26 protein-coding genes are annotated in these 25,068 nt (G+C 69.9%); 2 read left to right on the top strand and 24 right to left on the bottom strand.

Annotated features, from left to right (window positions below; genetic code table 11):
- Nucleotides 1–199 precede the first annotated feature (199 nt).
- Nucleotides 200–2,287, top strand: a complete 2,088-nt coding sequence (locus DMA15_RS31370; RefSeq protein ID WP_125516067.1) for an AarF/UbiB family protein — start codon at nucleotides 200–202, stop codon at nucleotides 2,285–2,287.
- Between the two features lie 7 nt (nucleotides 2,288–2,294).
- On the opposite strand, the gene DMA15_RS31365 is transcribed toward DMA15_RS31370, so the two are convergent.
- The 18 genes from DMA15_RS31365 to DMA15_RS31280 form a co-directional block, all read right to left on the bottom strand.
- Nucleotides 2,295–3,077, bottom strand: coding sequence for an alpha/beta fold hydrolase (locus DMA15_RS31365; RefSeq protein ID WP_125516066.1), 783 nt, complete (start codon nucleotides 3,075–3,077; stop codon nucleotides 2,295–2,297).
- A gap of 19 nt (nucleotides 3,078–3,096) precedes the next feature.
- A complete protein-coding gene (locus DMA15_RS31360; protein ID WP_125516065.1) occupies nucleotides 3,097–3,591 on the bottom strand; it encodes a YbaK/EbsC family protein in 495 nt (164 codons plus the stop codon).
- A 57-nt stretch (nucleotides 3,592–3,648) separates the two neighbouring features.
- Complete coding sequence (locus DMA15_RS31355) at nucleotides 3,649–4,350, bottom strand: DsbA family protein (RefSeq protein WP_125516064.1); 702 nt, start codon at nucleotides 4,348–4,350, stop codon at nucleotides 3,649–3,651.
- Complete coding sequence (gene fabG, locus DMA15_RS31350; protein WP_125516063.1) at nucleotides 4,347–5,090, bottom strand: 3-oxoacyl-ACP reductase FabG; 744 nt, start codon at nucleotides 5,088–5,090, stop codon at nucleotides 4,347–4,349. The genes DMA15_RS31355 and fabG overlap by 4 nt, the downstream gene beginning before the upstream one ends.
- The gene (locus tag DMA15_RS31345) at nucleotides 5,087–5,608 is read right to left on the bottom strand and encodes a beta-hydroxyacyl-ACP dehydratase (protein WP_125516062.1); all 522 of its coding nucleotides are present in this window, start codon (nucleotides 5,606–5,608) and stop codon (nucleotides 5,087–5,089) included. The genes fabG and DMA15_RS31345 overlap by 4 nt, the downstream gene beginning before the upstream one ends.
- Nucleotides 5,605–6,009: a beta-hydroxyacyl-ACP dehydratase gene (locus DMA15_RS31340; RefSeq protein WP_125516061.1), complete on the bottom strand. Its 405-nt coding sequence runs from the start codon at nucleotides 6,007–6,009 to the stop codon at nucleotides 5,605–5,607. The genes DMA15_RS31345 and DMA15_RS31340 overlap by 4 nt, the downstream gene beginning before the upstream one ends.
- A complete protein-coding gene (locus DMA15_RS31335; protein ID WP_125516060.1) occupies nucleotides 6,006–7,112 on the bottom strand; it encodes a beta-ketoacyl synthase N-terminal-like domain-containing protein in 1,107 nt (368 codons plus the stop codon). Before DMA15_RS31335 ends, DMA15_RS31340 begins: the two co-directional genes overlap by 4 nt.
- Entirely contained in the window at nucleotides 7,109–8,116 is a 1,008-nt protein-coding gene (locus DMA15_RS31330; protein WP_125516059.1) for a hypothetical protein, read from the bottom strand. Before DMA15_RS31330 ends, DMA15_RS31335 begins: the two co-directional genes overlap by 4 nt.
- A gap of 54 nt (nucleotides 8,117–8,170) precedes the next feature.
- Nucleotides 8,171–8,926, bottom strand: coding sequence for an alpha/beta hydrolase (locus DMA15_RS31325; RefSeq protein ID WP_125516058.1), 756 nt, complete (start codon nucleotides 8,924–8,926; stop codon nucleotides 8,171–8,173).
- The gene (locus DMA15_RS31320) at nucleotides 8,923–9,813 is read right to left on the bottom strand and encodes a beta-ketoacyl synthase N-terminal-like domain-containing protein (RefSeq protein WP_125516057.1); all 891 of its coding nucleotides are present in this window, start codon (nucleotides 9,811–9,813) and stop codon (nucleotides 8,923–8,925) included. The genes DMA15_RS31325 and DMA15_RS31320 overlap by 4 nt, the downstream gene beginning before the upstream one ends.
- On the bottom strand, nucleotides 9,810–10,940 hold the full coding sequence (locus tag DMA15_RS31315) for a beta-ketoacyl synthase N-terminal-like domain-containing protein (RefSeq protein ID WP_125516056.1): 1,131 nt from the start codon (nucleotides 10,938–10,940) through the stop codon (nucleotides 9,810–9,812). The genes DMA15_RS31320 and DMA15_RS31315 overlap by 4 nt, the downstream gene beginning before the upstream one ends.
- Entirely contained in the window at nucleotides 10,937–12,193 is a 1,257-nt protein-coding gene (locus DMA15_RS31310) for a beta-ketoacyl-[acyl-carrier-protein] synthase family protein (RefSeq protein ID WP_125516055.1), read from the bottom strand. The genes DMA15_RS31315 and DMA15_RS31310 overlap by 4 nt, the downstream gene beginning before the upstream one ends.
- 54 nt (nucleotides 12,194–12,247) lie before the next feature.
- Complete coding sequence (locus DMA15_RS31305) at nucleotides 12,248–12,499, bottom strand: acyl carrier protein (protein WP_125516054.1); 252 nt, start codon at nucleotides 12,497–12,499, stop codon at nucleotides 12,248–12,250.
- Between the two features lie 56 nt (nucleotides 12,500–12,555).
- Nucleotides 12,556–12,774 carry an MbtH family protein gene (locus DMA15_RS31300; RefSeq protein ID WP_125516053.1) on the bottom strand — a complete coding sequence of 73 codons (219 nt, stop codon included), beginning with the start codon at nucleotides 12,772–12,774 and terminating at the stop codon, nucleotides 12,556–12,558.
- A 313-nt stretch (nucleotides 12,775–13,087) separates the two neighbouring features.
- On the bottom strand, nucleotides 13,088–13,651 hold the full coding sequence (locus DMA15_RS31295; RefSeq protein ID WP_125516052.1) for a hypothetical protein: 564 nt from the start codon (nucleotides 13,649–13,651) through the stop codon (nucleotides 13,088–13,090).
- A 247-nt stretch (nucleotides 13,652–13,898) separates the two neighbouring features.
- Entirely contained in the window at nucleotides 13,899–14,156 is a 258-nt protein-coding gene (locus DMA15_RS31290; protein WP_125516051.1) for a LysR family transcriptional regulator, read from the bottom strand.
- 250 nt (nucleotides 14,157–14,406) lie between these two features.
- The gene (locus DMA15_RS31285) at nucleotides 14,407–16,950 is read right to left on the bottom strand and encodes an FtsX-like permease family protein (RefSeq protein ID WP_125516050.1); all 2,544 of its coding nucleotides are present in this window, start codon (nucleotides 16,948–16,950) and stop codon (nucleotides 14,407–14,409) included.
- The gene (locus DMA15_RS31280) at nucleotides 16,950–17,720 is read right to left on the bottom strand and encodes an ABC transporter ATP-binding protein (protein ID WP_125516049.1); all 771 of its coding nucleotides are present in this window, start codon (nucleotides 17,718–17,720) and stop codon (nucleotides 16,950–16,952) included. Before DMA15_RS31280 ends, DMA15_RS31285 begins: the two co-directional genes overlap by 1 nt.
- Before the next feature lie 378 nt (nucleotides 17,721–18,098).
- Between DMA15_RS31280 and DMA15_RS31275 the strand changes: the two genes are divergently transcribed.
- Entirely contained in the window at nucleotides 18,099–19,076 is a 978-nt protein-coding gene (locus DMA15_RS31275; protein WP_125516048.1) for an ornithine cyclodeaminase family protein, read from the top strand.
- Nucleotides 19,077–19,099: 23 nt separating this feature from the next.
- Here the strand turns inward: DMA15_RS31275 and DMA15_RS31270 are convergent, their stop codons facing one another.
- From DMA15_RS31270 to DMA15_RS31245, 6 genes are all read right to left on the bottom strand, one after another.
- On the bottom strand, nucleotides 19,100–19,699 hold the full coding sequence (locus DMA15_RS31270; RefSeq protein WP_206302878.1) for a sugar kinase: 600 nt from the start codon (nucleotides 19,697–19,699) through the stop codon (nucleotides 19,100–19,102).
- A complete protein-coding gene (locus DMA15_RS31265; RefSeq protein ID WP_125516047.1) occupies nucleotides 19,700–20,857 on the bottom strand; it encodes an ROK family glucokinase in 1,158 nt (385 codons plus the stop codon). It abuts the gene before it with no gap.
- Nucleotides 20,858–21,059: 202 nt separating this feature from the next.
- On the bottom strand, nucleotides 21,060–21,869 hold the full coding sequence (locus tag DMA15_RS31260; protein WP_125516046.1) for an ATP-binding cassette domain-containing protein: 810 nt from the start codon (nucleotides 21,867–21,869) through the stop codon (nucleotides 21,060–21,062).
- A complete protein-coding gene (locus DMA15_RS31255; RefSeq protein WP_125516045.1) occupies nucleotides 21,866–22,921 on the bottom strand; it encodes an ABC transporter permease in 1,056 nt (351 codons plus the stop codon). Before DMA15_RS31255 ends, DMA15_RS31260 begins: the two co-directional genes overlap by 4 nt.
- On the bottom strand, nucleotides 22,918–23,901 hold the full coding sequence (locus tag DMA15_RS31250; RefSeq protein WP_125518124.1) for a sugar ABC transporter substrate-binding protein: 984 nt from the start codon (nucleotides 23,899–23,901) through the stop codon (nucleotides 22,918–22,920). The genes DMA15_RS31255 and DMA15_RS31250 overlap by 4 nt, the downstream gene beginning before the upstream one ends.
- Nucleotides 23,902–24,026: 125 nt before the next feature.
- Nucleotides 24,027–25,013: a sugar ABC transporter substrate-binding protein gene (locus DMA15_RS31245; protein WP_125516044.1), complete on the bottom strand. Its 987-nt coding sequence runs from the start codon at nucleotides 25,011–25,013 to the stop codon at nucleotides 24,027–24,029.
- Nucleotides 25,014–25,068: the final 55 nt, after the last annotated feature.

Here is a 25,068-nt window from a genome sequence, read left to right as displayed (position 1 = left end):
AGGTCCTGCCGCAACAGAGTGGGGTGCCGCCCTGGCGGAATCCTTGCTCGATTCCCCGTCTCCCCCTGCAGGATCCGGGTGACCGCATACAGGTTCTGTACAGGTGGCCCGGGGCTCGGCTGCATGAAGCTGCCACCCCCCGCTGGCCCCCGTGCTTTTCCGCCTAGGGTGACCAGCGACCTACCGAGGGAGCGATTTCATGGCATTACTGGCCACCGGCGTCATCGATGACATACCCCTCGCTCTGTTGATCGCCCTGACGGCCGCGATCCTGCTCGGTCCCGTCGCCTTCGGCGTCTCCGTGGCCTCCCGCCGACTGCTGGGCATCAGGGTCGGCCCGCTGCGCACCCTCTGTGCCGGACTGGCCGGAGTGGCGGCCATCGCCGCGTACGGACAGGTGACGCACAACAGCGACAAGGACCTCGGCGCCCTCTCCACCATGCAGATTCCCCTCGCTCTGTTCGTGGCGATGATCGCGCTGGTGCTCCTCGAGGTCTTCATCCCCTATGGCAGCTGGGCGAGGCCGCTGCAGGCGATGCGAGGCCTCGGCGACCGGGTGCGCCGGGCGCGCCGCTACTCCCAGATCAGCCGGATCTTCGTGCGGCACGGGCTGGGCCGGATGTTGCGCGGACGGGGCGGCTGGCACCGTGCGATGCAGCCGGGGCCGTACGGAGAGCAGTGCGCGCGCTCGGCCCGGCTGGCCCTCGAGGAGTGCGGGGGCGTACTCATCAAGCTCGGTCAGGTGCTCTCCACCCGGCGTGACCTCCTGCCGCCGCACTTCATCGACGAGCTGAGCCGGCTGCAGAGCAGTGTGCCGCCCGCGCCCTGGCCCGAGGTGGAGGCGGTACTCCACAAGGAACTGGGCAAACCGGTTCCCCAGGTCTTCGAGTGGATCGAACACGTACCGCTGGCCGCCGCCTCCATCGCCCAGGTGCACCGGGCCCGGCTGCGGGGTGGCCCCACGGTCGCCGTGAAGGTCCAACGCCCCGGCATGCGTGAAGCGGTCGAGCGGGACCTGGGCATCGTGCTCGCCGTCAGCCGCAGCGTGCAGAGCGGCATCCGCTCCGCCCAGGCTCTCGGCCTGCGTGAGCTGGGCGACGGATTCGTGGAATCCGTGCGGGAGGAACTCGACTTCCACATCGAGGCACGCAATTCGAGCGCGGTGGCGAAGGCGACGGGCGGGCTGGAGCCCGACGCACCCGTCCGGATTCCGCAGGTCTACTACGAGTGCACCTCGTCACGGGTCCTGGTGCAGGAGTGGCTGGAAGGCGTGACCCTCGACCGGGCCGCCAAGGTCGCCGACCGGGACGGCCTGGACCGGGAGGAGGTGGCCCGCACCGCCTTCGGCTCCATGCTCCACCAGATCCTCGAGGTCGGCGTCTTCCACGCCGATCCCCACCCGGGCAACATGCTGCTGCTGAAGGACGGGCGGATCGGGCTGATCGACTTCGGGTCGGTCGGCCGCATCGACCCGTCGGTGCAGATGGCCATCCAGGAACTGTTGCTGTCAGTGGACCGTGGGGACCCGGCCGGACTGCACGACGCGCTGATCAGCCTCCTCGGCACCCGGGCCACCACGCACGAGGAGCTGATGCCTGATCCCCTGCTGCTGGAGAGGGAGCTAGGGCGCTTCATGGCGCGGCACCTGGGGGTGACCGCCCAGGCGGACACGGAGATGTTCACCGCGCTGTTCCGGATGTTCGCCCAGTTCGGCCTCGCGGTGCCCCCCGAGGTCGCCGCGGTGTTCCGGGCGTTGGCCACCATCGAGGGCACCCTCACCCGGCTCGCTCCGGGGTTCAACCTCGTCGAGGAGGCACGGGGATACGCCCTCGGTCTGCGCGCGGACCGGCTGACGTCCCGGCTGACGGGGCGGCGCGGCGGGGGCGGGGGCGCGGCCGCCGAGGGGTTCGCTCCGGCCGTCTCGTCCGTGCTGCACGCGGCGGCCGGAGAAGTGCTGGCGATCCTGCCGATGCTGCGCAGGCTGCCTCGGCGGGCCGAGCGGATCAGCGCCTCGCTCGAGGAGGGCAGGCTGGGCGTACGCGTCAGGGTGCTCGCGGACGAACGGGAGCGACGGTTCGTCTCCGGTCTGATCCATCAGGTGACGGTCACCCTGCTGGCCACCTGCACCGGCCTGATGGGCGTGATGCTGATGGTGTTCGGCACGGGCAGGGGCCCCAGGGTGTCACAGCAGCTGGAGCTGTACCCGCTGATCGGCTACCACGTTCTGGCGGTGAGTGCGATCCTCATGCTCAGGGCCCTTTACACGGCGATGCGCGGCACCTCCTGAGCCGCTGTCAGCCCTCGGCCGGCGAGCGGTGCGCGATCTTCCTGACCAGATTCTCGTGCTGGTCGACCAGGTAGAAGTGGCCCCCGGGCAGCACGTCGAGGTGGAATCCTTCCGCCGTGATCTCGCCCCAGCCGGACATGTCCGCCGCCGAGAGGGACGGGTCCTGGTCCCCGATGTACGCGTACACAGGGCAGTGGACCGGGTCCGCCTCGCGCGGGCCGTAGGTGCCGACGATCGTGAAGTCGGCCCGGATGGCCGGCAGGACGATGTCCCGGAGGTCCGGATCGGCCAGCAGGGCCTCGTCGGTACCACCGAGTCGAAGGACCTCATCGATCAGTGCCTCGTCACCCTTCTTGTGCACGTCGTGCGGAGTCAGCGTGTGCGGGGGCTTGCGGCTGGACACATGGAGTGCCGCGGGACACACACCGTGCTCACGCTGCAGCCGCAGCGTCACCTCATAAGCGAGTGACGCGCCCATGCTGTGTCCGAAGAGCGTCACCGGGACGTCGAGGAGGGGAAGGAGTGCCGCGGTGACCTGGTCGGCGAGTTCTTCCATGGTGTCGATACACGGGTCGGTCAGCCGGTCGTGCCGCCCGGGGTAGCGCGCGACGAGCACCTCCGTGCCATGGCCGAACGAGGTACCCCAGGCGTGGAAGAAGCTCGCCGAGCCTCCGGCGTGCGGCAGGACGAGCAGCCTGCGGCGAGGGACTGCCGTTGGCCGGTACCGACGGAACCACCGGTCGCTGTCGACGGCTGCCGGCGGTGCGGTGTGGTGGGTTCCGACGTTCATCCTGTTGTCCTCCGGGCTGTCATCCGCTGGGCAGGGGTTGTTGGGTGATGGGCTCCACCCGCGGCCGGGCCAGTGCCACATAGTCGTCGGTGGCGAGGGCCACCGATCTGTCGAGCCGGGCCGCGTTGAAGAAGATCTCGTCGTGGAGGAGCAGGTCCGGGTCGACCACCAGGTCCAGCTCGGGGTGGCGGGCGAAGGGCATCACGGAGCCGCTGACGCTGCCCGCCAGCCGCTCGGCCACGTCGCGTGCCGCGAACGAGGCCTCCACGCCCGCGTATATGGCCCTGAGCCCGTCGAGATCCACTCTGCGGTCACCGGGCACGACCGCGAGGACGTACCGCCGGGAGCGCCGCCCCGTCGCGACACGTATCACCAGGCACTTGGCCGCCTGGGCGATGGCGTGCCGACGGAGGACGCTCGCGGGTCCCGTGCGTCCCTCCGCGGCGTGGTGGATGAGCCGGAAACGTGCCTGGCTCCGCTCCAGTTGGTCCATCAGCCAGTCGTGGGCGCTCATCCGAGGCGCTCCCGTCTGTGGCCTCGGACGGTTCCTGCGCTGGTCATCGCTCTCCTGTCACGCCGTGTGGCGGTCTTCCGGGGCGGCCGTGAAGGGAGGGGCGTGGAACGGGGCGTCGCTGGTTCCGTCCCACACCTCGCCGCGGACGGCGGCCACGAAGGCCCCGACCCGCTCGGCACCCCAGTACGCCTCACGGCCGTGCATGAAGAACGGGACTCCGAAGGCATCGTCGTGGTAGGCGGCGATCAGGCAGTCCACCCCCTTTTTCCGCAACCCGGGGTCGTCGACCGAGTCGGCGATCGCCGGATCGAGGCCGAGCTGGTCGGCGATGCCTGCGATGGTCGTGCGTTCCGCGAGGTCCAGACCCTGATTCCAGCGCGCCCGGTAGGCGAGGTCGACGAACTGCCGTCCCATTCCCTGCTCATCGGCCGCGAGGTAGGCGAGGTGGGAGACCTCCCAGTGCGGCGCACGGTCGACCGGCCAGGTCACCTGCCAGCCGCGGGCGTGCGCCCAGCGACGCGCGTCACGCAGGATGTAGAAGTTCTTGGAACGGTGCATGGGCATCACCGGCAGGGTGACGCCTGCCTCGGCGAGCAGCCGGGTGAGGTCCTCGTCCGGCTCCCAGTACGGAATCCACTCGATCCGGTCGAGGACGTCCGGGTACTTCTCGCTGAGGTCGCGGTAGGCGAACCACGAGTAGGGGCTGCGCAGCGAGAAGTACCACCTCGGGTGCTTCTTCCTGCGGTGGGTGCTGCTCACAGGGCGATCCCCCCGTCGATCTGGACCACGGATCCGGTGATGTAGCCGGCGCGCTCGGAGGCGAGGAAGGCGACGAGTTCGGCCACCTCGTCGGCGGTGCCCATCCGGCCGAGCGCGACGTCGGCGAGTGCTTCGCCGCGGACGCGCTCCGACACGGCGGCCACCATGTCGGTGTCGACGAAGCCGGGTGCCACCGAGTTGACGCGAATGCCGTAGCGGCCGACCTCCTTGGCGAGGGACCGGGAGAATCCGTTGATCCCGGCCTTGGAGGCGGCGTAGTTCGTCTGGGTGGCGTTGCCATAGACGCCGGCCACCGACGAGATGTTGACGATGTTGCCGCGACGGCGCTTCATCATGGCGAAGGTGACCGCCCGGCAGACGTGGAAGACACCGTCGAGGTTGGTGGAGAGGACCGACGACCACTCGTCGTCGGACATCATCACCAGTGCCTTGTCACGGGTGATACCGGCCGAGGTGACGGCGGTCTCGATGGGGCCGAGGTCCTTCTCGGTCTCGGCCACCCAGCCGCGTACCGCGGCCGCGTCGGTCACGTCCACCCCGCGGTGCAGCACCCGGGCTCCGAGTACTTCGGCCTCCTTGGCGAGGACCTCCGCCGCCTCCCGCTGCGAGCGGAAGCAGAAGCTGATGTCGTAGCCGTCTGCCGCGAGTTTCAGCACCGTGGCCCGGCCTATGCCCCGGGAGCCTCCGCTGATCAGGGCCACGGGTCGGTTGTCGGTCATTGGACGGTCTCTCTTCCGGTGGGTGCGGGCGAGGGGGTCGTAGGGGCGGGCTCATGGGGGCGGAGCAGCTCCGCCGGGCGGAAGGCCATCACCATGCGCGCCACGGTCATCACCGTCTCGTCACCGCGGTGACTGCTCCCCTCGAAGATCACCGAGTCGGTGAGGGCTCGCGAGACGCGAACCCGGTGTTCGATCACATCGCCCGGTCGTACGGGCAGGTGGAACTCGGCGTCGGCCACCGACCCGAACAACATGACCTGCCCGGCCGGGGCCTCGGCGGCCGCCGAGGCGAGGAGTCCGGCGGACTGCCCCCAGGACTCGATGAGCAGCGAGGGCGGGTAGTCGAGCACAGTGTCCGGTGAGATTCCCGCGTACCAGGGCTCGTTGAGGGTGACCGCCTTGATGGCGCGGATCCGCTCGCCCGGGACGAGTTCGGTCACCCGGTCCACCAGCAGCATCGGATAGCGGTGCGGGAGCAGATCGACGACCCGTGGGAGGGTCGGTGCGGGTGTGGTCATCGTGCGCCTCCCGCGTACTCGAAGCGCAGCCGTACGGTGGCCGCCCTGCCCCGTTCGGTGGCGGCGGTGGCGTCGCAGCGCAGACCGCCGTCGGTACGGCGCCATTTGAGGCTGAGGCTGAGGGTGTCTCCGGGGTAGACGGCTCCGGCGAACCGCGCCGACTCCACGGCGGCGAGTTCGGTGGGGTCCGGAGCGGCACTCCCGTTGGTGGCCGCGCGCTGAACGCACTCCAGCACGCAGACCCCGGGGAAGATGGGGAAGTCGGGGTAGTGGCCGGTGAACACCGGCTCTGCCTCCAGCACGTCGGCACGGGCGGTGGCCGCCAGCCCTTCCTCGGTCCGGGTCTCCACCCGCACGTCGGCGGCGACGGGACTCACGTGGGCGCTGGGCGCGGTGGTCATCGGGCCTCCGAGAGCTTCAGGACCGCGCAGGCGAGGGAGCCGTCGCGGTCGGCGGAGGTCACCAGGACGACGCGTCCGGCGGCCGCGGGATCGTCGGCGGCGGTCGCGAGCGCCATGGCGATCTGGAACGAGCCGGAGGCGGCGGAGACATCACCGAGCCGTCCGACGGCCGGCACCCGGTCCAACGCCCCGCTCCCACAGACCTGGCCGAGGATCTCGCGCTCCAGGCGGCCGAGGTGGCCCGGCGCGTCCGACGGGCTCGCGGCCCACACCTCGTCGGCGGTCACCCCGGCGGCCTCCAGCGCGGAGCGCACGCAGGCCTCCAACGCCGGGCGGCACTGCTCGCCGGTGGCCACCCGGGTCCGTACCGCGAGGACTTCGGCGAGCGCGGGCCGTTCGGGCGTGACCGCGGTGGCCGGCTGGACCAGCAGCACCGCGGCCCCCTCGCCGAGCGCGACGTCCGGCGCCTCGGCGCCCCGGCTGTGCCACTCCAGCCAGTGACGGGCGGCCGAGTACTCCTCGGCCGCGGCGCACAGCACGGTGTCCGCGCGGCCCGAGGACAGCAACCGGATCGCGTAGTTGAGGGAGAGGAGACCGGCCGCGCGCCCCCCGGCGAGCGTGGTGTTGGGGCCCTTGATGCCGTACCAGATGGCACACTGCCCGGCCGCGCAGTTCATCACCGCGTTGGGCATCACGGCCGGGTCGACATCGTAGGGCCGGGCGCCCTCCAGGGAGCTGCGGGTGAAGTCCATCATGCTGGCGGCGCTGCCCGTGGTGGTCGCGAGCACCAGTGCCGCCCGTTGGCCGGTCTCCGCTTCCCGTACGGATCCCGGCTGGTCGAGCAAGGAGCCGACGGCCGCGACGGCGAGGCCGGTGACCCGGTCCATGGAACGGGTGCCCTTCTTGCCGAGCACCTCGCGCGTCTGGAAGCCGGGGACCAGGTGGGCCCGGGTGGCGGGTACCTTCCACCGCGCGGTGTCCACCGGCGCGTCCGTGGACCGCCCGGCGCGCAGGCCCTCGGTCAGGGCCTCGGCGCCGATGCCGTGCGGGGACACGGCCGACCAGCCGGTGATCACCGGGCGGTGCTTCAGCGGGGTGCTCATGCGGCCACCTTGCGAGGCGTGGTGAGGGCGGTGACGGTGGATTCGTCGAACTCGGCCATCTCCCACTGGTTCGGGGCCACCTCGTGGAGGTAGCCGTGGGTGATGGTGCCGGTGGCGGTCTTCACCAACTGCCCGTCGCGCAGCACATAGCAGTCCATACGGGTGCTGTAGAGGAGCGACTTGAAGACGCTCTCGACGGTATAGACCGTGTAGAGCTCCTCCTCCATGATGGTTTCGTCGAGCAGTTCGATGCGGGACTGGGTGACGACGGGGATCCAGCCCCGGGTGTCGAGGACTTCCTTGATGGCCAGCCCCCGGTCGGCGAGGAAGAGGTCCTCCACCTCTTCCATCACCCGCAGGAAGCCGGACATCTGGACGCGCTCGTTGAAGTGGCAGTAGAAGTAGCCCATCCGCCAGCGCCAGCCGAACGCGTTGGTCTCACCGATGAGTTCGCTCAGCACCGGATCGGCGGTGGTGCCACGTCCCGCCGTGAACTCGCCGTACGGTCGCGGGGTGGCGGCGATCTCCAGGCGCTCCCCGGTGCCCAGGCGAGGGGTGGTGAAGCGCTCGAGACCGGCGGGGTACGGCTCGTCGGCCTTGATGTGGTCGTCGACGCGCAGTGCCACGAGGATCGTGGAACCCGCGCACTTGACGCGCCGGCCGTCGCGCTCGACGAACAGTTCGACCTTGAAGCGGAGCCGGTCCGAGTCGTCCTTGACGGCCGGGGTGACCACCGCCTCGACCTCGTCGTCGACGGCGAGCAGAGCGCCCAGCCGGGAATGGATGTCGACCACGTCGAACCCGAGCCCGTACCGGCGGTAGAGAGCGCCGACCGGCAGCCCCGCCTCCCTGAAGTGGTTCAGGACCGCTGCCTCGGCAACGTAGTTGATGTGCTTGAAGCCGATGGCGAAGCTGATGTTGTTGCCTTCGAACAGAGGGCGCAGCCTCCCTGTCGTCGGCGCCTCCAGCAGAGCCGTGACAGCAGGATGGGGCGTCGGGCCCATTACGGACTCCTTCGTGTCGGGACGTATCGGAACGGGCGGAACCACGTGCCGGGATCAGGCGCCTGCGAGAGGCCGGGAGCGGTCCGGGATCTGCTCGAGGAACGTGTGCACGATGCCGGTGAACCAGGCAGGCTGTTCGAGCATCGGGAAGTGGCCGCAGTCGGGCACGGTCAACGAACGGCCGGCGGGCAGCCGGGCGGCCAGGTGGCGGGCTTGCTCCGCGGGCGCGGACCGGTCGGCCGCGCCGCCGATCACCAGGGCCGGGGTCTCGACCAGGTCCACCCGCAGCAGCGGGGTGCGCAGGTAGGCGTCGAAGAACCGGAGCCAGCCGTAGGGGCCGATCCACTCCGTCATCCGTCGCGCCATGTCCGCGAGGCGCTCCGCGTCGATGGGGTGGCCGGGCGTCCGCAGCCTGATGGACTCGGCCATGGTGCGCGGAAAATCGTCCAGGGTGGGGGCGATCATGTTCCAGTGGAAGCTGTCCGCGTCACTCCGGTAGAAGGGGTTGACGAAGACGACGGCCGGTACGTCCAGTGGGTCCGCGACGGCTGCCCGGCGGCTGAGCAGTTCGAGGAGCACCACAGAACTGAACGAATGGGCGACCACCACGTCCGGGCCGCCGGGAACCGCGTCGAGCACGTCCTGGAGCCGGGCCGCGGAGTCGGTCTCGTGACGCCAGTCGGCAATGCCGCCGCCGTGCCACGGCAGTCGGGGCGCGTGGATCTCCACTCCCGCCCGCCAGTGCCCGGCGAGCGACCCCCAGATCGCCTCGTTGTTCGCCAGCCCGTGCAGCAGTACGACGTTCTTCATACGGCGCGCTCCGGGGCGAACAGCACCGCTCCGGCCGAGCCGGCCAGGGCATACACGGGGCCGCTTCGTCCCTGCGCGAACCAGCCGACCGCGCCGGCGCACTGCACCACACCGAGCGCACCGGAGAGTTCACCCCAGCCGGTGAGCGCGATGCGTCGCGCGGAGCCGGGCACGGGCTGGTCGTCGGCGCTGAGCCAGAGGTCTCCGCCGGGCGCCCGCCGCGTCAGCTCCTCGGCGGTGTCGACGTGCCGGGCGGTGCGGATCACCGGGCCGAGCAGAGCCTTCGCCCGAGTGGTGGCGTGACGGCTGAGGACGAGGGCGGCACCGCCGTCGGCCACCGGGCCGTCGACGAGCCGACGGGTCACTTCGTTGTCCGGCTCCACACCGGTGACCAGCATGTGGTCGGCGCGGCCGGTACGGAGCATCAGGGCCGCCCAGCGAAGCGCGTCCAGCCCGGACGTACGGCCGTTGCACACCGTCAGGTTGGGGCCGCGCAGGCCGTAGCGGATCGCGGTCTGCGACGCGATGATGTTGCTGGAGGCGTTGGGGGTGTCCATCGGGCTGAGGGCGCCGGTGGACTCCTTGGCTATCGTCTCCACGGCCCTGCAGACGGTGTCCGCGTTGCCCAGGTTGGAGCTGACCACGGTGCCCAGCCGGTCTCCGGGGACGGTCGGTTCGCCGTCTCGCCAGATCCCGGCGTCGGTGAGCGCGGCCTGGGCGAGGGCCAGTCCCAGCTGGGTGGCCCGGTCCTTGAAGCGCAGTCCCTTCTTGCCGATCAGGGCGGCCGGGTCGACCGGGTCGGCGCCGGGGCGGACCGGCTGGAGCAGGGCGCGGGCGTCGGCCGCGCCGGGCAGGGCCACCGCGATTCCGGTGACGGCGAGCGTCATGCGGCACCTCCCACGATGGCCACGGCGTTGACGCCGCCGAAACCGAAGCTGTTGACCTGCGCCAGTCCCAGCGGCGCGAGGAGGCTTTCGCCGGCCACCAGCCGCAGTCCCGCGCCTTCGGGCAGAGGGTCGACCAGGCCCGCTACAGGCGGCACCACCCCCTGGTCCAGGCAGCGCAGCGCCATGATCAGGCTGAGCAGGCCGGCCGAGCCCGAGGTGTGGCCGGTCAGCGACTTGATGCCGGTGAGGGCCGGTCCGTGGCCGTCGAAGACGCGGGCGGTCACGGCGGCTTCCGTACGGTCGTTGAGCGGTGTGCCGGTGCCGTGCAGCATCACCAGGTCGATCTCGGCGGGAGTGACGCCGGCCTGCTCCTGGGCCAGGAGGATGGCGCTCTCGACGCCGGCCGCGTCGGGGGCGGTCTGGTGGTGGGCATCGCAGTTGACGGCCACCGAGCGCAGCCAGCCGCGGACCGGGCGGTCGGGGGGCACGGAGCGGCTCAGGACGATGGCGGCCGCTCCCTCCCCGAGGATCGTGCCCTGGCGGTCCTTGTCGAAGGGACGCACCGAGGAGGGCGGATCGAACTGGACCCGGTCGGCCTGGCCGAACATGCTCTCCGTCACCACGTCGCAGCCGGCCACGACGACCGTCTCCGCCTCGCCGAGTTCCAGCATGTCCCAGACCAGCGCGAGGGCGTACAGGGAGGCCGAGCAGGCGCCCGCGAACGTATGGGTGTCCACAGCACCGAACCGGCGCTTGAGCACGTCCTCGAAGTGGAGGCCGTCGGCGTCGAACGGGATGCCGTCACGCCACCACAGCTCCAGGGAACGCAGTTCGCGCAGACCGGTGCCGACGAGCACCGGGATTTCGGCCAGGTCCTCGGAGAGCCCCGCGTCCAGCACGGCCTGCCTCACCGCCTCGACGAGGAGGCGACCGGCCCGGCCCGGCTCGTCGACGCCGTCGGTCTGTCGGTCGTCGATCTCGAAGAGCTGCTGGGCGTTGAAGCGGGAGCGGTCGAAGGCGCGCAGCGGCGCGAGTCCGCTGCGGCCGGCACAGAGGCTGTCGAAGATCTCGTCCGGGTCGGCTCCGATGCTGGCGACCGCGCCGGTTCCGAGGATGGGGTACGTCATCGCGGGTCCCCGTCCGCCTCGTACTTGCCCAGGACCACGATGGCGTTGTTGCCGCCGAAGGCGAGTCCGTTGTTCTGGACGACTCGCAGGTCGGCGTCGACGGCGTGGTTGGGCACGCAGTCGATCTCGCACTCCGGGTCGGTCCTGTGGTGGTTGATGGTGGGCGGGATGAAGCCGTGGGTGATGGCGAGGCCGCAGGCGATCGCGCCGAGTGCGCTCGCGGCGCCCATGGTGTGGCCGAGCATCGACTTCAAGGAGATCGTGCGGGGGGTCGCGGCGCCGTACACCTTGCGGATCGCTCCGGCCTCGGTGATGTCATTGGCTTTGGTGCCGGTGCCGTGGGCCGAGATCAGGTCGACCTCCTCGGGCTTGACCCCGGCGTTCTCCAGAGCGATGGCGATGCACTCCGCGACGCTGTCGCCGTTGGGCGCGACCTGGTGGTACGCGTCGCAGTTGAGGCCGTAGCCGAGCACTTCGGCGTAGATCGTGGCACCGCGGGCCAGCGCGGAGTCCAGGGTCTCCAGGACCAGAACACCGGCTCCTTCGCCGGTGAGAATGCCCTTGCGGTCGACATCGAAGGGCTGGCAGTGCTCGGGGGCGATGGTGCCGAGGCGGTAGAACCCGGTGAAGGTCTTGCGGCACATCGCGTCGGCGCCGCCGCACAGGGCGAACTCCACCTCCCCCGAGCTCACCGCGTCGAAGCCGTAACCGATGGCGTAGTTGCCCGCGGAACAGGCGGTCGCGATGGTGGGAGCCTCGATGTCGGTGAGCTCCAGCTCCTGCGCGATGGCGGTGGAGAGCCGGGCCGCCGAGACTCGCCTGACGACCTCGGGGTCCATGTTCCGAGGTCCGTCGGCGAGTTCGGCGGCCACCAGCTGGTCCAGTTCGTAGGACTCGCCGTCCGTGGTGCCGACGGAGATCAGTCCCCGTCGGCCGGCGAGTTCCACGGGGTCCAGACCAGCGTCCTGTACTGCCATCCGCGCCGCCGCGACGGCGAAGCGGCTGGCACGACCCAGCTCCCGCACGGGGGTGCGGGAGATCCACTCCTCGGGTTCGAACCCCGTGACCTCGCAGCCGTTGACATGCGCGAAGCCTTCGACGTCGAACACCGATATAGGGCTGACACCGCTACGGCCGGCCCGCAGGCTGCCGGTGAATTCCTCGGCCCCGATGCCAATACTGGAGATGACTCCGAAGCCGGTGAGAACCACCCGGCGTTTCCCGGTTCCGGCGCCGGGGCTTGCTGAGGACATACTGTTTCCCCTTCAGACCTTCAGACCTTGCATCGGCAGAGCTGCTGGGCAGGGTCAGCGGGCGGGGGCCTCGGCAACCACCTTGTAGACCGCCTCGAGGTTGATCATCTGGGCCAGCTCGGACTGGTCGATGGTGATGCCGAACTCCTTCTCCAGCGCAGCCAGGATTTCGATGGCCCGCAGCGAGTCGGCGCCGTGCTCCTCGATGAAGAGGCTCGTTTCCGTCACCTCGTCCTCTTCGAGCTCGAGAATGTCACAGACTATTTCCTTGATGGCCGAGCGGCGATCGCTGGCAACGTTGGACATGGTTGATTTTCTCCTCGTCGGTCAGTTAATGCGGTCTCGCGGAAATTCCGGTCCGTTCAGGACGACTGGGCGGCCATCGCCTCGGCGAGGCTGCGCGGGCGCATGTCGGTCCAGTGCTCGTTCACATGGTCGAGGCACTCCTGGCGCGGAGCCGCGCCGTGCACGGACTCCCAGCCCGCCGGAATCTCGGCGAAAACGGGCCAGATCGAATACTGTCCCTCGTCGTTCACGAGCACGTAGTACTCGGCGTTGTCATCCTCGAATGGATTGGCCATTGAGCTGTCCCCTTCCGGAACTCTCACCGAATTCAGCTCAACCTTAAGCATCTGGGAATGAGGACAACAAGACTTTCTGGTGACCGGTTCAGCCGCGCGTTCGAGAGTTCGCAATGAGGAGAATTGAATAACGCATTGCACGAGTCTTCTTCTTCGCGGTCCGCGGCCTCCTCGGTGGCCGGGCGGCGAGAGGGCCCGGCGGATGGCGGACGCCGGGCCGGCCGACCGGGGCCGTGATCACTCTCCAGGCATTCACGGTCACCGAGGGCCACCTCTAGGGCATCGAAGATTTCTTGGCCGCGGGGGCCGGCCGTCAGGACGCGGGGCGTGAAGCGCACGTCCGGCGGCGGTAGTAGGAGTAGGTGACCGCGCCCAGCAGCGGGCCCCAGGCGAGCAGCGGTCCATAGGAGACGGCCAGCACCCATCCGGTGCTCATCGTGCCCGACGGGTCCTTGTCGTCGGTACCGACCAACGGCTCCGGGTGGAAGTGGAAGATGAACGTGTTCAGCAGGAAGTAGACGCAGACCGCTGTGACGGCGAGCGCTCCCAGCGCTGCGGGAACGACCGCGGCGGCCACCGGGATTCGCCGGCCACCCACCAGCGGAAGCCGGCGCGGCAGGATCTCGCCCCAGGGCCGGACGAGACCGAGGGTGAGCAGCGCGAGTAATTCGGAGACCACGGTCAGGGCAAGCATGTACACCTCTTCGGCGATGCTCGTCTCGCCCTCCAGCCAGCCGAAGAGCACGCCGATGATGACGGCCACCCGCCAGAGCCCCGAGGGCAGGACGCACCAAGGAACGGCTCTGGCCGCCAACTCGGCCCAGCGTGGGACGGGTTGCGACAGGACGGCGGGGGTGGGGGCATCAGTGGCAGTCATGATGTTTCCTTCTGCGGCAGCGGGGGGAGATCCTCACCATTGTTCGTGGCGGTGCGCCCACCAGGACTCCTGCGCAGGTATTGATCACCTCCGCCGCCCGGGTTAGATGGCACAGGCGGAAGACAGCCCGTGGGGTGACGCTCTCCGAAAGGGGTGGCATGAAGCTGCAGATGACTGCCGCGCGGCTGGAGCCAGCGGGAGATGACCCGGCTCCGGGCCGGATGGGCCGGGCCCGGAGCCAGTCGGGTCACACCGGTGCGCAGACGCCTTTCATGCTGTCGATCAGGACGAGCACCGCCCGGGCGGACGGCAGTATCATGCGCCCTTCCCTGGTGAGTCTCGCCCCGGTGGAATCGCGGGTGAAGAGTTTTGTGCCCAGCATCTGCTCCAGGCACTTGATCTGGTAGCTGATGGCGGGCTGCGAATAGCCGAGCACCTTCGCGGCCTGATCCATACGTCCGGTCTCGGCCACAGAAACAAAAGCCCGGAACTCACGCTCGTGCATCACTCCCCCTGTCTCTTGGTGAACACAAGCGAGTCCAAGGCAGTTCCCGCTCCGTGCTGCCGGAAGTACCTTGAATTCCTCTACATACCAGCCCACTTACGGTATGAGGACAATGGAAGGTGCAGGAAGCTGCCTCCTGGCGGCCGATGGGTACCCGGTTCATGCAGAAGGCGCCTTCGGGGGCTCCCAAAGGCGCCTTCGACCGTCCGCGCGTGAAGCCCGGGGGTCGGCTCAAACGAGGGGACCTCGGTCAGCCATGGCTGATGGCCGCGAGAACGTTGAGGCGGGCGCCGCGCCGGGCGGGTGCGAGTGAGGCGATGACACCGACGACCACCGCACCGATCAGGTAGGCCAGCAGCTGCCCCCAGGGGAGTGCGAGCCGGCTGATCCCCTGGTCCTCCATGGCGCGGGCCACCGCGAGGCCGAGCACACTGCCGACCACGAGTCCGAGCAGCGCGCCGAAGAGTGAGATCACCACCGACTCGGTCATGATCATTCGTACGGTCTGACCCCGGCTCAGGCCGATCGCCCGGAGCATGCCCATCTCCCTCGTCCGCTCGAGGATCGACAGCGCCAGGGTGTTAACGATGCCGAGGACCGCGATGAGCATCGCCACGCCGAGGAGCCCCTGGACGACCGCGAGCATCGTGGCGAAGGCGCCGCTGAACATCTCGATCACCTCGCCACGGGTCTTCACCGTGACCTCGGGGCTGTCCTTGAGCAGGGCATCGATCCGCGCTCGGGCCTTGGACTCGTCCGCTCCGTCCGCCAGTTGGAAGTACGCCTGCGAAGGCTGCTTGGACCGGAAGCCGGCCTCGGCGTCGGTCCAGGGCACGACCACGCCGTTCGACAGCGTGGAGTCGGCGAAGACACCGGCGACGCGGTAGGTGCGGGCCTCACCGCGCTGGAACTGGAGGGTGATCCGGTCGCCGACCTCGGCATCACGGCTCTTGGCGGTGCTCTCGTTCATGAGCACGGTTCGGGGGGCCAGGGTCTCGATGGTCCCGTCAGCCGTCCTGAGGCCGAGCACCTCACGGGCTTTCGTCCAGTCCTGCCAGGCGGCCACCGGCTGGCTCCCCTTGCCCGACTTGGCGGTGTCAAGCGTCGCGGCGGCGACGCTCCGGACACCCGGGACCTCCGCGACCCTGGCGAGCGCGGCCGGGTCGATGGTGGCCGAGGCGGCCGAACCGGCGTCACCCAAGGCCACCAGGTCGGCCTTCAGGTCACGGTTGATGTCCTGGGTGACACTGTCCTCGGCAGAAGCGGCCACTGTGCTGATCGCCGTGACCAGCGCCACCCCGATCATCATCGCCGAGGCGGTGATAGCGGTACGGCGGGGGTTGCGGGCGGAGTTGCGGCGGCCGAGGGCGCCGGGCGCCCCGCGGGCGAACAGTGCGCCCAGCACCTCCACCGAGGGCTTGCTGATCAGCGGGGTGAGCAGCGAGACGCCGATGAAGGCCAGCAGGACGCCGACGATGACCATGGAGGCGCCGTCGGCCCCGAAGAGCCCGAGACCGAGGAGCAGCACGCCGAGGCCGAGCAGGACCGCTCCGGCCCACGTCTGCTTGCGATGCCTGCCCTGCTGCGTCGCGCCGGCGCGGATCACCGCGATGGGGGCGACCTTTGAAGCGCGTACGGCCGGGAAGAGCGCGGCCAGCATCGTCACCAGGATGCCCACCGCGAAGGAGACGACCACGGCGCCGGCGGGCACCCCTAGCGCGGCCACCTGGAGTCCGTCGGTCGACGAGGCCAGCATGTCGGCGCCGACCGCCCCGACTCCGATCCCGGCGGCCAGGCCCAGGGCCGAGGAGACCAGGCCCACGACGAACGACTCCACGAGCACGGAGCCGATCATCTGCTTGCGGCTGGCGCCCAGGGCCCGCAGCAGAGCGAGTTCGCGCATCCGCTGGGCGATGATGATCGAAAAGGTGTTGACGATCAGGAAGATTCCGACGAAGACCGAGACACCGGCGAAACCGAGGAGCAGCGTGCCCATCATGTCCAGGATGCCGCGTGACTCGTCGGACTCCTTCTCGGCCAGCTGCTTGCCCGTCAGCACGTCGTAGCGCGGGCCGAGTTCTCTGGCGAGCGAGGACTGGACGTCAGCGACCGAGGCGCCGGGCGCGAGGGTCGCCCGTACCCCGGAGTAACCGCCGGTCCGACCGAGCATCAGCCGTTGGGCGACAGGTTCGGTGAAGGCCACCGTCTGCTCGCCGCCGATGGAGTCGCGGTCGTCGGAGAACCCGAAGACGCCGACGACGACGAACGTCCGCTTGGGTTCGTTCGTCAGCACGCCGACCCGGTCACCGACCTTGAGCCCGGCCTTCTCGGCGAGGCCCGCGTTGATGGCCACCTCCGCGTCCGTACGCGGTTCATGGCCCGAGCGCAGGGTGGTCAGTTCGCTCCGCTCGCGCCAGCTCTCGCCGTACCGGGGGCCGCCGGTGCCCGGCACGACCTTGCCGTCCTTGCCGATGACGCGGGCGCCTTCGGCGCGTACCAGGCCACTGGCCCCGGCGACACCGGAGACCCTGGCCACGCGATCGACGGTCGCGCGGTCCAGCGGCGGCACCACCGACACGTCGTCGGAAGCCGCGGACTTCACTCTCGGCTTGAGCGCCACATGCAGGTCGATGTCGTCGTGGGCGCCGGCGAACTGGGCGTCGATGGAACGGTTCAGGGTGTCCTTGATGACCATCGAACCGGACACGAACATCACCGCGAGCAGGACCGCGAGGCCGGACAGGACCAGCCGGAGCTTGCGCGACAGCAAGCTCTTGAGGGTGAACTTCAGCATCAGGCCACCCGCGCCCGGTCGTCGAGCGAGCGCATCGTGTCGATGACGGCGTCCGCGGTCGGCTCGTTCAAGTCGCCCACGATGCGGCCGTCGGCCAGGAAGATGACACGGTCCGCGTAGGACGCCGCGCGCGGGTCATGCGTGACCATGACAATTGTCTGGCCGAGGGTACGGACCGAGTTCTTCAGGAACTCGAGCACTTCGGTGCCGGAGACGGAGTCCAGATTGCCGGTCGGCTCGTCGGCGAAGATGATTTCCGGCTGGGAGACCAACGCACGGGCGCAGGCCACGCGCTGCTGCTGACCGCCGGAGAGCTGGTCGGGTCGGTGGTCCAGTCGCTGCGCCAGGCCCACGGTGTCGATCACCCGGTCGAACCAGTCCTTCGACGGCTTGCGCCCCGCGATCGACAGCGGCAGCAGGATGTTCTCCTCCGCGGTAAGCGTCGGAAGAAGGTTGAACTGCTGGAAGATGAAGCCGATCCGGGTCCGGCGGAGCACGGTCAGCTCTTTGTCGGACATGTCGCTCACCCGGGTGTCACCGATGAACACCTCACCGTCCGTCACGGTGTCAAGGCCGGCCAATGTGTGCATGAGCGTTGATTTCCCGGAGCCCGACGGCCCCATGATGGCCGTGAACTCGCCCGCCGCGAAGTCGACGTTCACTCCACGCAGTGCCGCGACTTGCGCCTCACCTTTGCCGTACATCTTTGTCACGCCCAGAGCTCGGGCAAGGACGCGACGCTCGGTGGCCACCGGAACGGTCGCAGTCATGATTCACACTCCCCACACGGGTTGTTTTGGTCGGTCCATGACCGGCGCACTGTGCGCCGTGCCGTGCGGATCCAACGTCGCCGCGGAGTGGACCGGAGCGGCCTCATCTCCCGAACTGCACAGATACTCCTCCCCGGGCGCCCTCGAGCCGAGCGCAGATCGAACTCTTGAATTAGGCCCGCGCCCCAGCGGGAGGGCGGGGACCGCGCCGCTCCAGATCGCCTCGGCAGCAACAGGCCAAAGTCATTGCGCCGTCATGTCCGACAGCGTGGCGATGATCCGCGGGTGGCAGAGGGTTGCGGGAAGCGGCGCTGGACAGAAAACACCCCACAGACCTCCACCACCGCCAGCACGCTCACACCAAGGAACCGCCACCCCATGCACGACCAGAGCGACCAGAGCAGTCGGACTCCGTCCCCCGCCCCACCCCACCTCGACGCCGCCGCGATCACCCGCCTCGTCCCCATGTCCGCCGCCATCGACGCGCTGGAGGCGGTGCTCACCTCGGGTCTGGACCCGGAGGCGGAGCCCGCGCGCGGTGTCGTGGGCATACCCGGTGGGCAGCTGCTCATGATGCCGTCGGCCACCGCTTCGTACGCGGGCGTCAAGCTCGCCACGGTGACGCCCGCCAATCCGGACCGTGGTCTCCCCCGCATCCAGGGGCTCTACGTCCTTCTGGACGGCGTGACCCACGCTCCCCTGGCGATGCTCGACGGCATCGCGCTGACGTCGCTGCGCACTCCCGCGGTGACCGGCTTGGCCATCCGGCGCCTGGCCGTGGCCGACACCCGGCGCCTGCTCGTCTTCGGTACGGGGCCGCAGGCGTGGGGGCACGTGGAGGCGGTGCGCACGGTGCGGCCCGCCCTGGAGCATGTCGACGTGGTCGCCCGGAACGCGGACCGGGTCGCGGCCTTCGCCGACCGCTGCCGCGCCGCGGGCCTCTCGGCGGCCGCGGCGACGCCCGACGACGTGGCCCACGCGGACGTGGTCTGCTGCTGCACCACGGCCCGCACCCCGCTCTTCGACAGCGCGCTGCTCCCCGCGCACACGACGGTCGCCGCGGTCGGCTCCCACGAGCCGGACGCCCGCGAGGTCGACGCCGCCCTCGTGGGCCGCGCCACGGTGGTCGCGGAGTCCCACGACGTGGCGGCGCGGGAGTGCGGCGACCTGCTGCTCGCGGCGGGCGAAGGCGCCTTCGACATGACCCGCCTGCACACGCTGGCCGCCCTGGTCAGGGGTGAGGTCACCCCTGAGGAAGGGCGCCCGCGGCTGTTCAAGTCCGCGGGGATGGCCTGGGAGGATCTGGGGGTGGCGGCCGCTGTGTACGAGGGGTGGGCCAAGAGCCGGCGGTCCTGACCCGGCCGCTGTCCCACATGCCGTCAGGGCGTCGTCGTCGACACCACGTACACCATCGGATGCTCCGGATTCGCGCGGTCCACGACCACGTCCTGTGTCGGTGCCGGGTCCTTCTGTTCGCGGGTGAGGCCCGACCAGGGGCCCGGGCCCGTGAACTCCCAGCCGACGACGTTCCGGTCGCGCTTGCTGATCGTGAGGTCCTTCGGCTTCAGCTTGCTCTCGGTCGTGCCGATCTGCTTGAGGAACTTGGCCAGGCCCTCGTTGCTCGTGAGGAACTGGACGTAGAGGCGGCTGGTGCGCCAGTTGTTCGTCTCGTAGTAGGCGACCTCCGCGGAGTACGGGGGGATCGGCACGTCGTACAGGCGGCGCTGCACCTTGGAGGGCCAGCCCTCGGTGAGGCCGGTCGCGGAGTACTTGTCCTCCTTGTCGCGGCCGCTGTTGCGGCTCTGGTTCGCGGAGATCACCAGGTAGCCGGCGGGGATGCCGATGAGGAGGACGATGATCGTCGCCGTCAGCCAGCGGCGGCGGATCATGTGGCGGCGGTCCTCGGTCCTGCCTCCGTCGCGGCCCGGCTCGGGGGCGCCGGGCAGATCCGGGGACGAGGGCTGGCGGGGCACGGTCATCTACAAGGTTCCCTGCGAAGTGCGGTCGTCGGTGCGGCGGGCCTCGGCGTAGCGCTCGTACCGCTCGTAGCGCTCGACGCGGCGGCGGTTGGCGCGGCGGAAGCGGCGGGCGACCAGGCGGGCCAGGTCGGCGGCGCCCACCATGCCCGCCTCGGGGCCGAGCTGGGCGCGGGCGATGCGGGCCTCGGGGCGGTAGCCGCGGCCGGTGAGGTGGCGGCGGAACGCGTCGCGGGCGGGGCCGATCAGGAGGTCGTCGGCCGCGCTGACACCGCCGCCGATGACGAAGCAGGACGGGTCGAGGGCGGCGGCGAGGTTCGCGATGCCCACGCCGAGCCACTGGCCGATGTCCTGGAGCAGCTCCACGCACATCGCGTCGCCCTCGCGGGCCAGCTCGGTGATGAGGGGGCCGGTGATGTCGGGGACGTTGCCCTTGACGCGCTCGATGATGTTGTACGCGACCGGGGAGTCGGCGGCGGCCAGTTCGCGGGCCTCGCGGACCAGCGCGTTGCCCGAGCTGTACTGCTCCCAGCAGCCTCGGTTGCCGCACGGGCAGCGGTGGCCGCCGGGGACGACCTGCATATGGCCGAACTCGCCGGCGACGCCGAACTTGCCGCGCTTGACCTGGCCGTCCTCCAGGATCGCGCCGCCGATGCCGGTGCCGAGCGTGATCATGACGAGGTGGTCCTCACCGCGGCCCGCGCCGAAGCGCCACTCCGCCCAGGCGGCGGTGTTCGCGTCGTTGTCGACCATGACGGGGACGGCGAGGCGCCCGGAGATGCGGTCGCGGAGGGGTTCGTTGCGCCAGGACAGGTGCGGGGCGAACAGGACGCGGTTGCGGTCCGCGTCGACCCAGCCGGCCGCGCCGATGCCGACCGCGTGCACGTCGTGGCGGTCCGAGAGGTCCAGGACCAGCTCGACGATGGTGTCCTCGACGACGCGGGGGCTCTTGGACTTGTCCGGGGTCTCCGTGCGGAGCGTCTCCAGGATGTTGCCGTCGGCGTCGACGACGCCCGCCATCACCTTCGTGCCGCCGATGTCGATGCCGACCGTGGGGACGCGGGGCGCCGTCAGATGGGACCGGCGCTCCCTCGTGCCCACGGTTCGCAGGACGGTGGCTCGGGCGGAGCCGCGGTGTGCGAGGTCGCGGTAGGTGCTCATTGCGGCGATTCTGCCTCACGCTCGCGGGGGCGCGCACAACGGGCACCCCGGGTGCCCCGGGCTTTGCGCCCCGCAGGGCGCGGGGAACTGCGCGCTCAGCCCATGAAAAGCCGCAGTCGCCATGCGGGGCGACCACGCAGACGCGTCTGCGGCATGGCCGTGGCTGGTCGCGCAGTTCCCCGCGCCCCTTACGGGGCGCTTGCTAGCGGCGCTCCAGTTCGTGGCGGAGGTCGTCCAGTTCGCTGCCGCCCGCCATTTCGCGGGTGAGATCGTCGAGGGAGATCTCGTCGCGGGTGTAGGAGCCCGACATCGTGCCGCGCTTCAAGAGGACGAAGCGGTTGCCGACCAGGTACGCGTGGTGCGGGTTGTGGGTGATCAGGACCACGCCGAGGCCCGCGTCCCGCGCGGCCGCCACGTACTTGAGGACGACGCCCGACTGCTTGACGCCGAGCGCCGCGGTCGGCTCGTCGAGGACCAGGACCTTCGCGCCGAAGTAGACCGCGCGGGCGATCGCCACGCACTGGCGCTCGCCGCCCGAGAGCGTGCCGATCGGCTGGTCCACGTCGCGCAGGTCGATGCCCATGCGCAGCAGCTCCGCCCGCGTCGTCTCGCGCATGAAGTCGACGTCCATGCGCTTGAAGGGGCCGACGCCCTTCGTCGGCTCGGAGCCGAGGAAGAAGTTCCGCCAGACCGGCATCAGCGGGACCACGGCGAGGTCCTGGTAGACGGTGGCGATGCCCCGGTCAAGGGCCTCGCGCGGCGAGCCCAGCTTCGCGTCCTCGCCCTCGACGCGGAAGCCGCCCGCGTCATGCTGGTGCAGCCCCGCGATGATCTTGATGAGGGTCGACTTGCCGGCGCCGTTGTCGCCGAGCACGCAGGAGATCTCCCCCGCGTGCACCTCCAGGGAGACCCCTTCGAGGGCGCGGATGTTGCCGTAGTACTTACTGACGCCGTCCAGCTCGACGAGCGGCGTGCGCTCCGTCACGGGCGTCGCGTCGGTCGCTTCCGTCATTTCGTCGCCTCCGCGCGCTTGCGGACCCAGTGGTTGAGCAGGGTGGCCAGGAGCAGCATCACGCCGAGGAAGAACTTGAACCAGTCGGGGTTCCACTCGGCGAACACGATGCCCTTGCTGACCATGCCGAAGATCAGCGCGCCGACGGCCGCGCCGACCGCCGAGCCGTAGCCGCCCGTGATCAGGCAGCCGCCGATGACGGCCGCGATGATGTAGATCAGTTCGTTGCCGACGCCTTCGCCGGACTGGACGACGTCGTACGAGAAGAGAAGGTGCTGGCCGGAGATCCAGGCGCCGAAGGCGACACCCATATAGAGGCCGATCTTGGTCGCGGCGACGGGGACGCCGACCGCGCGGGCCGCCTCCTCGCCGCCGCCCACCGCGAAGATCCAGTTGCCTACGCGCGTACGCAGCAGGATCCAGGTGGCGACCGCGATCAGGGCGAGCCACCACACGATGGTGATCTTGAAGTCGACGCCGCCGATGGTGACCGACGAGGCGAAGACCTCCTTGGCGGAGGAGAAGCCCTCCATGTCGGCGATCGACTTGGTGGAGACCGTGCCGCTGATCAGCTTGGTGAAGCCGAGGTTCATGCCGGTCAGCATCAGGAACGTACCGAGCGTGATGATGAAGCTCGGCGGGTCGGTGCGGGTCAGCATGACGCCGTTGAAGACGCCGACCGCGAGGGTGGCGATCAGCGAGACGAGGACGCCGACCCAGACGTTCGCCGTCATCTGGTAGCTGAACATCGAGGAGATCAGCGCGGACGTCGTCACCATGACGCCCGCCGACAGGTCGAACTCGCCGCCGATCATCAGCAGCGCCACCGGCACCGCCATGATGCCGATCGTGGAGGCCGCGTACAGGACCGTGGCGAGGCTGGTGGCCTGGAGGAAGCTGTCCGCGACGATCGCGAAGAAGACGAAGACGGCGACGGCGCCGACGACGGAGCCCAGCTCCGGGCGGCCAAGGAGCTTCTTCAGCGGCGACGTCTTCAGTAGGCGCTCGTCGGCCTTGGTGTCCGGAGCCGGCGCCGGGGCTGTGGCGGTCATCGGGTCCCTCGCTTCGCGTATTCCTCGAGCTCGGCGGCCTGGTCCTTGGTGACGATCTGCGGCCCGGTCAGGACGGGCTTGCCGCCGCCGAGCACGTCGGCGTTGTACTTGTACAGCCAGAGCAGGTCGACGGCCTGGTAGCCCTGGAGGTAGGGCTGCTGGTCGACGGCGAAGCCGAGGGAGCCGGACTTCAGGCCGGCGGCGACCTTCTCGTTCAGGTCGAACGTGTCGATCTCGGCCTTGCTGCCCGCGCCCTCCTTGGCCTGCACGGCGGCGTCCGCGAAGGGCGCGCCGAGCGTGACGACCGCGTCGACCGACTTGTCGGTCTGGAGGCGGGCCTCGATGGAGGACTGCACGTCGGGCATGTTGGTGCCGGTCACGTACAGGTTCTGCATCCTGCCGTCGAAGGTCTTCTTGGCGCCCTCGCAGCGCTGCTCGTGGCCGACGTTGCCCTGCTCGTGCAGGATGCACAGCGCCTTCTTCTTGCCGCGCTTGTTCAGCTCCTCGCCGACGGCCTCGCCCGCGATCGTCTCGTCCTGGCCCACGTGGGTGAGCGCGCCGAACTTCTTGGACTCCGCGGAGCCGGAGTTCACCGTGATGACCGGGATGCCCGCCTTCTCGGCGCGGGCCAGCGCGCCCTTCATCGCGTCGGGCTTGGCCAGCGTGACGATGATCCCGTCGACCTTCTTGTCGATGTAGGAGTCCACGAGCTGGGCCTGCTGCTGGGCCTCGTCGTCATGGGCGTAGAGGAACTTGATGTTGTCCTTGACCGCGGCCTGCTTGGCACCGCTCTGGACGATGTCCCAGAACGTGTCGCCGTCGCCCGAGTGGGTCACCATGCCGAAGGTCCAGCGCGGTGTGTCCACCGCCGCCCTGCCCCCGGCGGCCGCCGCCTTGCGGGCGTCCTCGGCGCGCTTGCCGCCCGTGCTGCTGCACCCCACCAAAGACGCGCCGAGCACCGCAACCAGTACGGCGCCCACCGCGCGTACCCCTGTCTGAACCCTTGCCACGACGCCGTGCCCTTCTTGTTCTGCTCCTCGGTGCGGCCGGTCCGGATCTCCGGCCCCGGCCGCCCAAGTATCGACCACGCGGTTCACGCGTGCGGTCATCGGGTACCGCGGGCGGTGTACTTCTCCAGCTTCGGCACGTCCTTCTCGGTGACGATCGCGGGGCCGGTCAGGACGGGTTTGCCGCCGCCCAGGACGTTGGCGTTGGTCTTGTACAGCCACAGCTCGTCGACGGCGAGGTAGCCCTGGAGGTAGGGCTGCTGGTCGACGGCGAAGCCCACCTCCCCCGCCTTGAGGCGCTTGACGACCTCGGCGTTCAGGTCGAAGGTGTCGACCTCCGCCTCGCTGCCCGCGTCCTCCTTCGCCTTGACGGAGACGGCCGCGATGGGCGCGCCGAGCGTCACGACGGCGTCGATGCCCTTGGTGGCCTGGAGCTTCGCGCTGATGGAGGACTGGGCGCCGGGCGCGTTGGTGCCCTCGACGTTCAGGTTCTCGACCGGGCCGTCGAAGGTCTTCCGCACACCGGCGCAGCGTTGTTCGAGGGAGACGTTGCCCTGTTCGTGGATGACGCAGAGCGCCTTCTTCCTGCCGCGCTCGTTCAGCTCGTCGCCCACCGCCTCGCCCGCCACCGACTCGTCCTGGCCGATGTGGCCGAGCGCGCCGAACTCCGCGGAGTGCTCGGCCCCGGAGTTGATCGTGACGACCGGTATCCCCGCTGCCTCCGCCTTGGCGAGGACGGACTTCATCGCCTCGGGCTTGGCCAGCGTCACGACGATCCCGTCGACCTTCTTGTCGACGAACGACTGGACGAGCTCGGCCTGTCCCTTGCCCTCTTTGTCGTTGGCGTAGAGGAACTCGACGTTGTCCTTGCGGGCGGCCTGCTTGGCGCCGCTCTGCACGATGTCCCAGAAGGTGTCGCCCTCGCCCGAGTGCGTGACCATGGCGATCTTGAGGCGGGGTGTGTTCACTCCCTTGCCGCCCGAGCCGTCCCCCGACGTGTCCTCGCCGTCCTTGCCGCCGGAACCGCTGCACCCCGCGAGCGCGATCACCGCGACGAGGGCCGCGGCCGTGCGTGCTGTACGCATGGGACCACCTCTTCTCCCGGCCGCCCGAGTGCGGCTGGGGGGAGTTCTAGCGGCG

The sequence above is a fragment of the Streptomyces sp. WAC 01529 genome (assembly GCF_003945545.1).
GTDB classification, from domain to species: Bacteria; Actinomycetota; Actinomycetes; order Streptomycetales; family Streptomycetaceae; genus Streptomyces; species Streptomyces anatolicus.
The sequence above is the reverse complement of the archived record's forward strand: the minus strand, read 5'-3'. Positions and strand labels throughout refer to the sequence as shown.

Excerpts from the sequence above, each read along its gene's own strand:
- DMA15_RS31320 (WP_125516057.1), bottom strand. The coding sequence starts at position 9,813 with ATGACGCTCGCCGTCACCGGAATCGCGGTGGCCCTGCCCGGCGCGGCC.
- DMA15_RS31360 (WP_125516065.1), bottom strand. The coding sequence starts at position 3,591 with ATGAGCGCCCACGACTGGCTGATGGACCAACTGGAGCGGAGCCAGGCA.
- DMA15_RS31365 (WP_125516066.1), bottom strand. The coding sequence starts at position 3,077 with ATGAACGTCGGAACCCACCACACCGCACCGCCGGCAGCCGTCGACAGC.
- DMA15_RS31335 (WP_125516060.1), bottom strand. The coding sequence starts at position 7,112 with ATGAGCACCCCGCTGAAGCACCGCCCGGTGATCACCGGCTGGTCGGCC.
- DMA15_RS31295 (WP_125516052.1), bottom strand. The coding sequence starts at position 13,651 with ATGACTGCCACTGATGCCCCCACCCCCGCCGTCCTGTCGCAACCCGTC.
- DMA15_RS31275 (WP_125516048.1), top strand. The coding sequence starts at position 18,099 with ATGCACGACCAGAGCGACCAGAGCAGTCGGACTCCGTCCCCCGCCCCA.
- DMA15_RS31270 (WP_206302878.1), bottom strand. The coding sequence starts at position 19,699 with ATGACCGTGCCCCGCCAGCCCTCGTCCCCGGATCTGCCCGGCGCCCCC.
- DMA15_RS31255 (WP_125516045.1), bottom strand. The coding sequence starts at position 22,921 with ATGACCGCCACAGCCCCGGCGCCGGCTCCGGACACCAAGGCCGACGAG.
- DMA15_RS31280 (WP_125516049.1), bottom strand. The coding sequence starts at position 17,720 with ATGACTGCGACCGTTCCGGTGGCCACCGAGCGTCGCGTCCTTGCCCGA.
- DMA15_RS31300 (WP_125516053.1), bottom strand. The coding sequence starts at position 12,774 with ATGGCCAATCCATTCGAGGATGACAACGCCGAGTACTACGTGCTCGTG.
- DMA15_RS31315 (WP_125516056.1), bottom strand. The coding sequence starts at position 10,940 with ATGACGTACCCCATCCTCGGAACCGGCGCGGTCGCCAGCATCGGAGCC.
- DMA15_RS31245 (WP_125516044.1), bottom strand. The coding sequence starts at position 25,013 with ATGCGTACAGCACGCACGGCCGCGGCCCTCGTCGCGGTGATCGCGCTC.
- fabG (WP_125516063.1), bottom strand. The coding sequence starts at position 5,090 with ATGACCGACAACCGACCCGTGGCCCTGATCAGCGGAGGCTCCCGGGGC.
- DMA15_RS31265 (WP_125516047.1), bottom strand. The coding sequence starts at position 20,857 with ATGAGCACCTACCGCGACCTCGCACACCGCGGCTCCGCCCGAGCCACC.
- DMA15_RS31310 (WP_125516055.1), bottom strand. The coding sequence starts at position 12,193 with ATGTCCTCAGCAAGCCCCGGCGCCGGAACCGGGAAACGCCGGGTGGTT.
- DMA15_RS31370 (WP_125516067.1), top strand. The coding sequence starts at position 200 with ATGGCATTACTGGCCACCGGCGTCATCGATGACATACCCCTCGCTCTG.
- DMA15_RS31285 (WP_125516050.1), bottom strand. The coding sequence starts at position 16,950 with ATGCTGAAGTTCACCCTCAAGAGCTTGCTGTCGCGCAAGCTCCGGCTG.
- DMA15_RS31260 (WP_125516046.1), bottom strand. The coding sequence starts at position 21,869 with ATGACGGAAGCGACCGACGCGACGCCCGTGACGGAGCGCACGCCGCTC.
- DMA15_RS31325 (WP_125516058.1), bottom strand. The coding sequence starts at position 8,926 with ATGAAGAACGTCGTACTGCTGCACGGGCTGGCGAACAACGAGGCGATC.
- DMA15_RS31290 (WP_125516051.1), bottom strand. The coding sequence starts at position 14,156 with ATGCACGAGCGTGAGTTCCGGGCTTTTGTTTCTGTGGCCGAGACCGGA.
- DMA15_RS31340 (WP_125516061.1), bottom strand. The coding sequence starts at position 6,009 with ATGACCACCGCGCCCAGCGCCCACGTGAGTCCCGTCGCCGCCGACGTG.
- DMA15_RS31305 (WP_125516054.1), bottom strand. The coding sequence starts at position 12,499 with ATGTCCAACGTTGCCAGCGATCGCCGCTCGGCCATCAAGGAAATAGTC.
- DMA15_RS31345 (WP_125516062.1), bottom strand. The coding sequence starts at position 5,608 with ATGACCACACCCGCACCGACCCTCCCACGGGTCGTCGATCTGCTCCCG.
- DMA15_RS31330 (WP_125516059.1), bottom strand. The coding sequence starts at position 8,116 with ATGGGCCCGACGCCCCATCCTGCTGTCACGGCTCTGCTGGAGGCGCCG.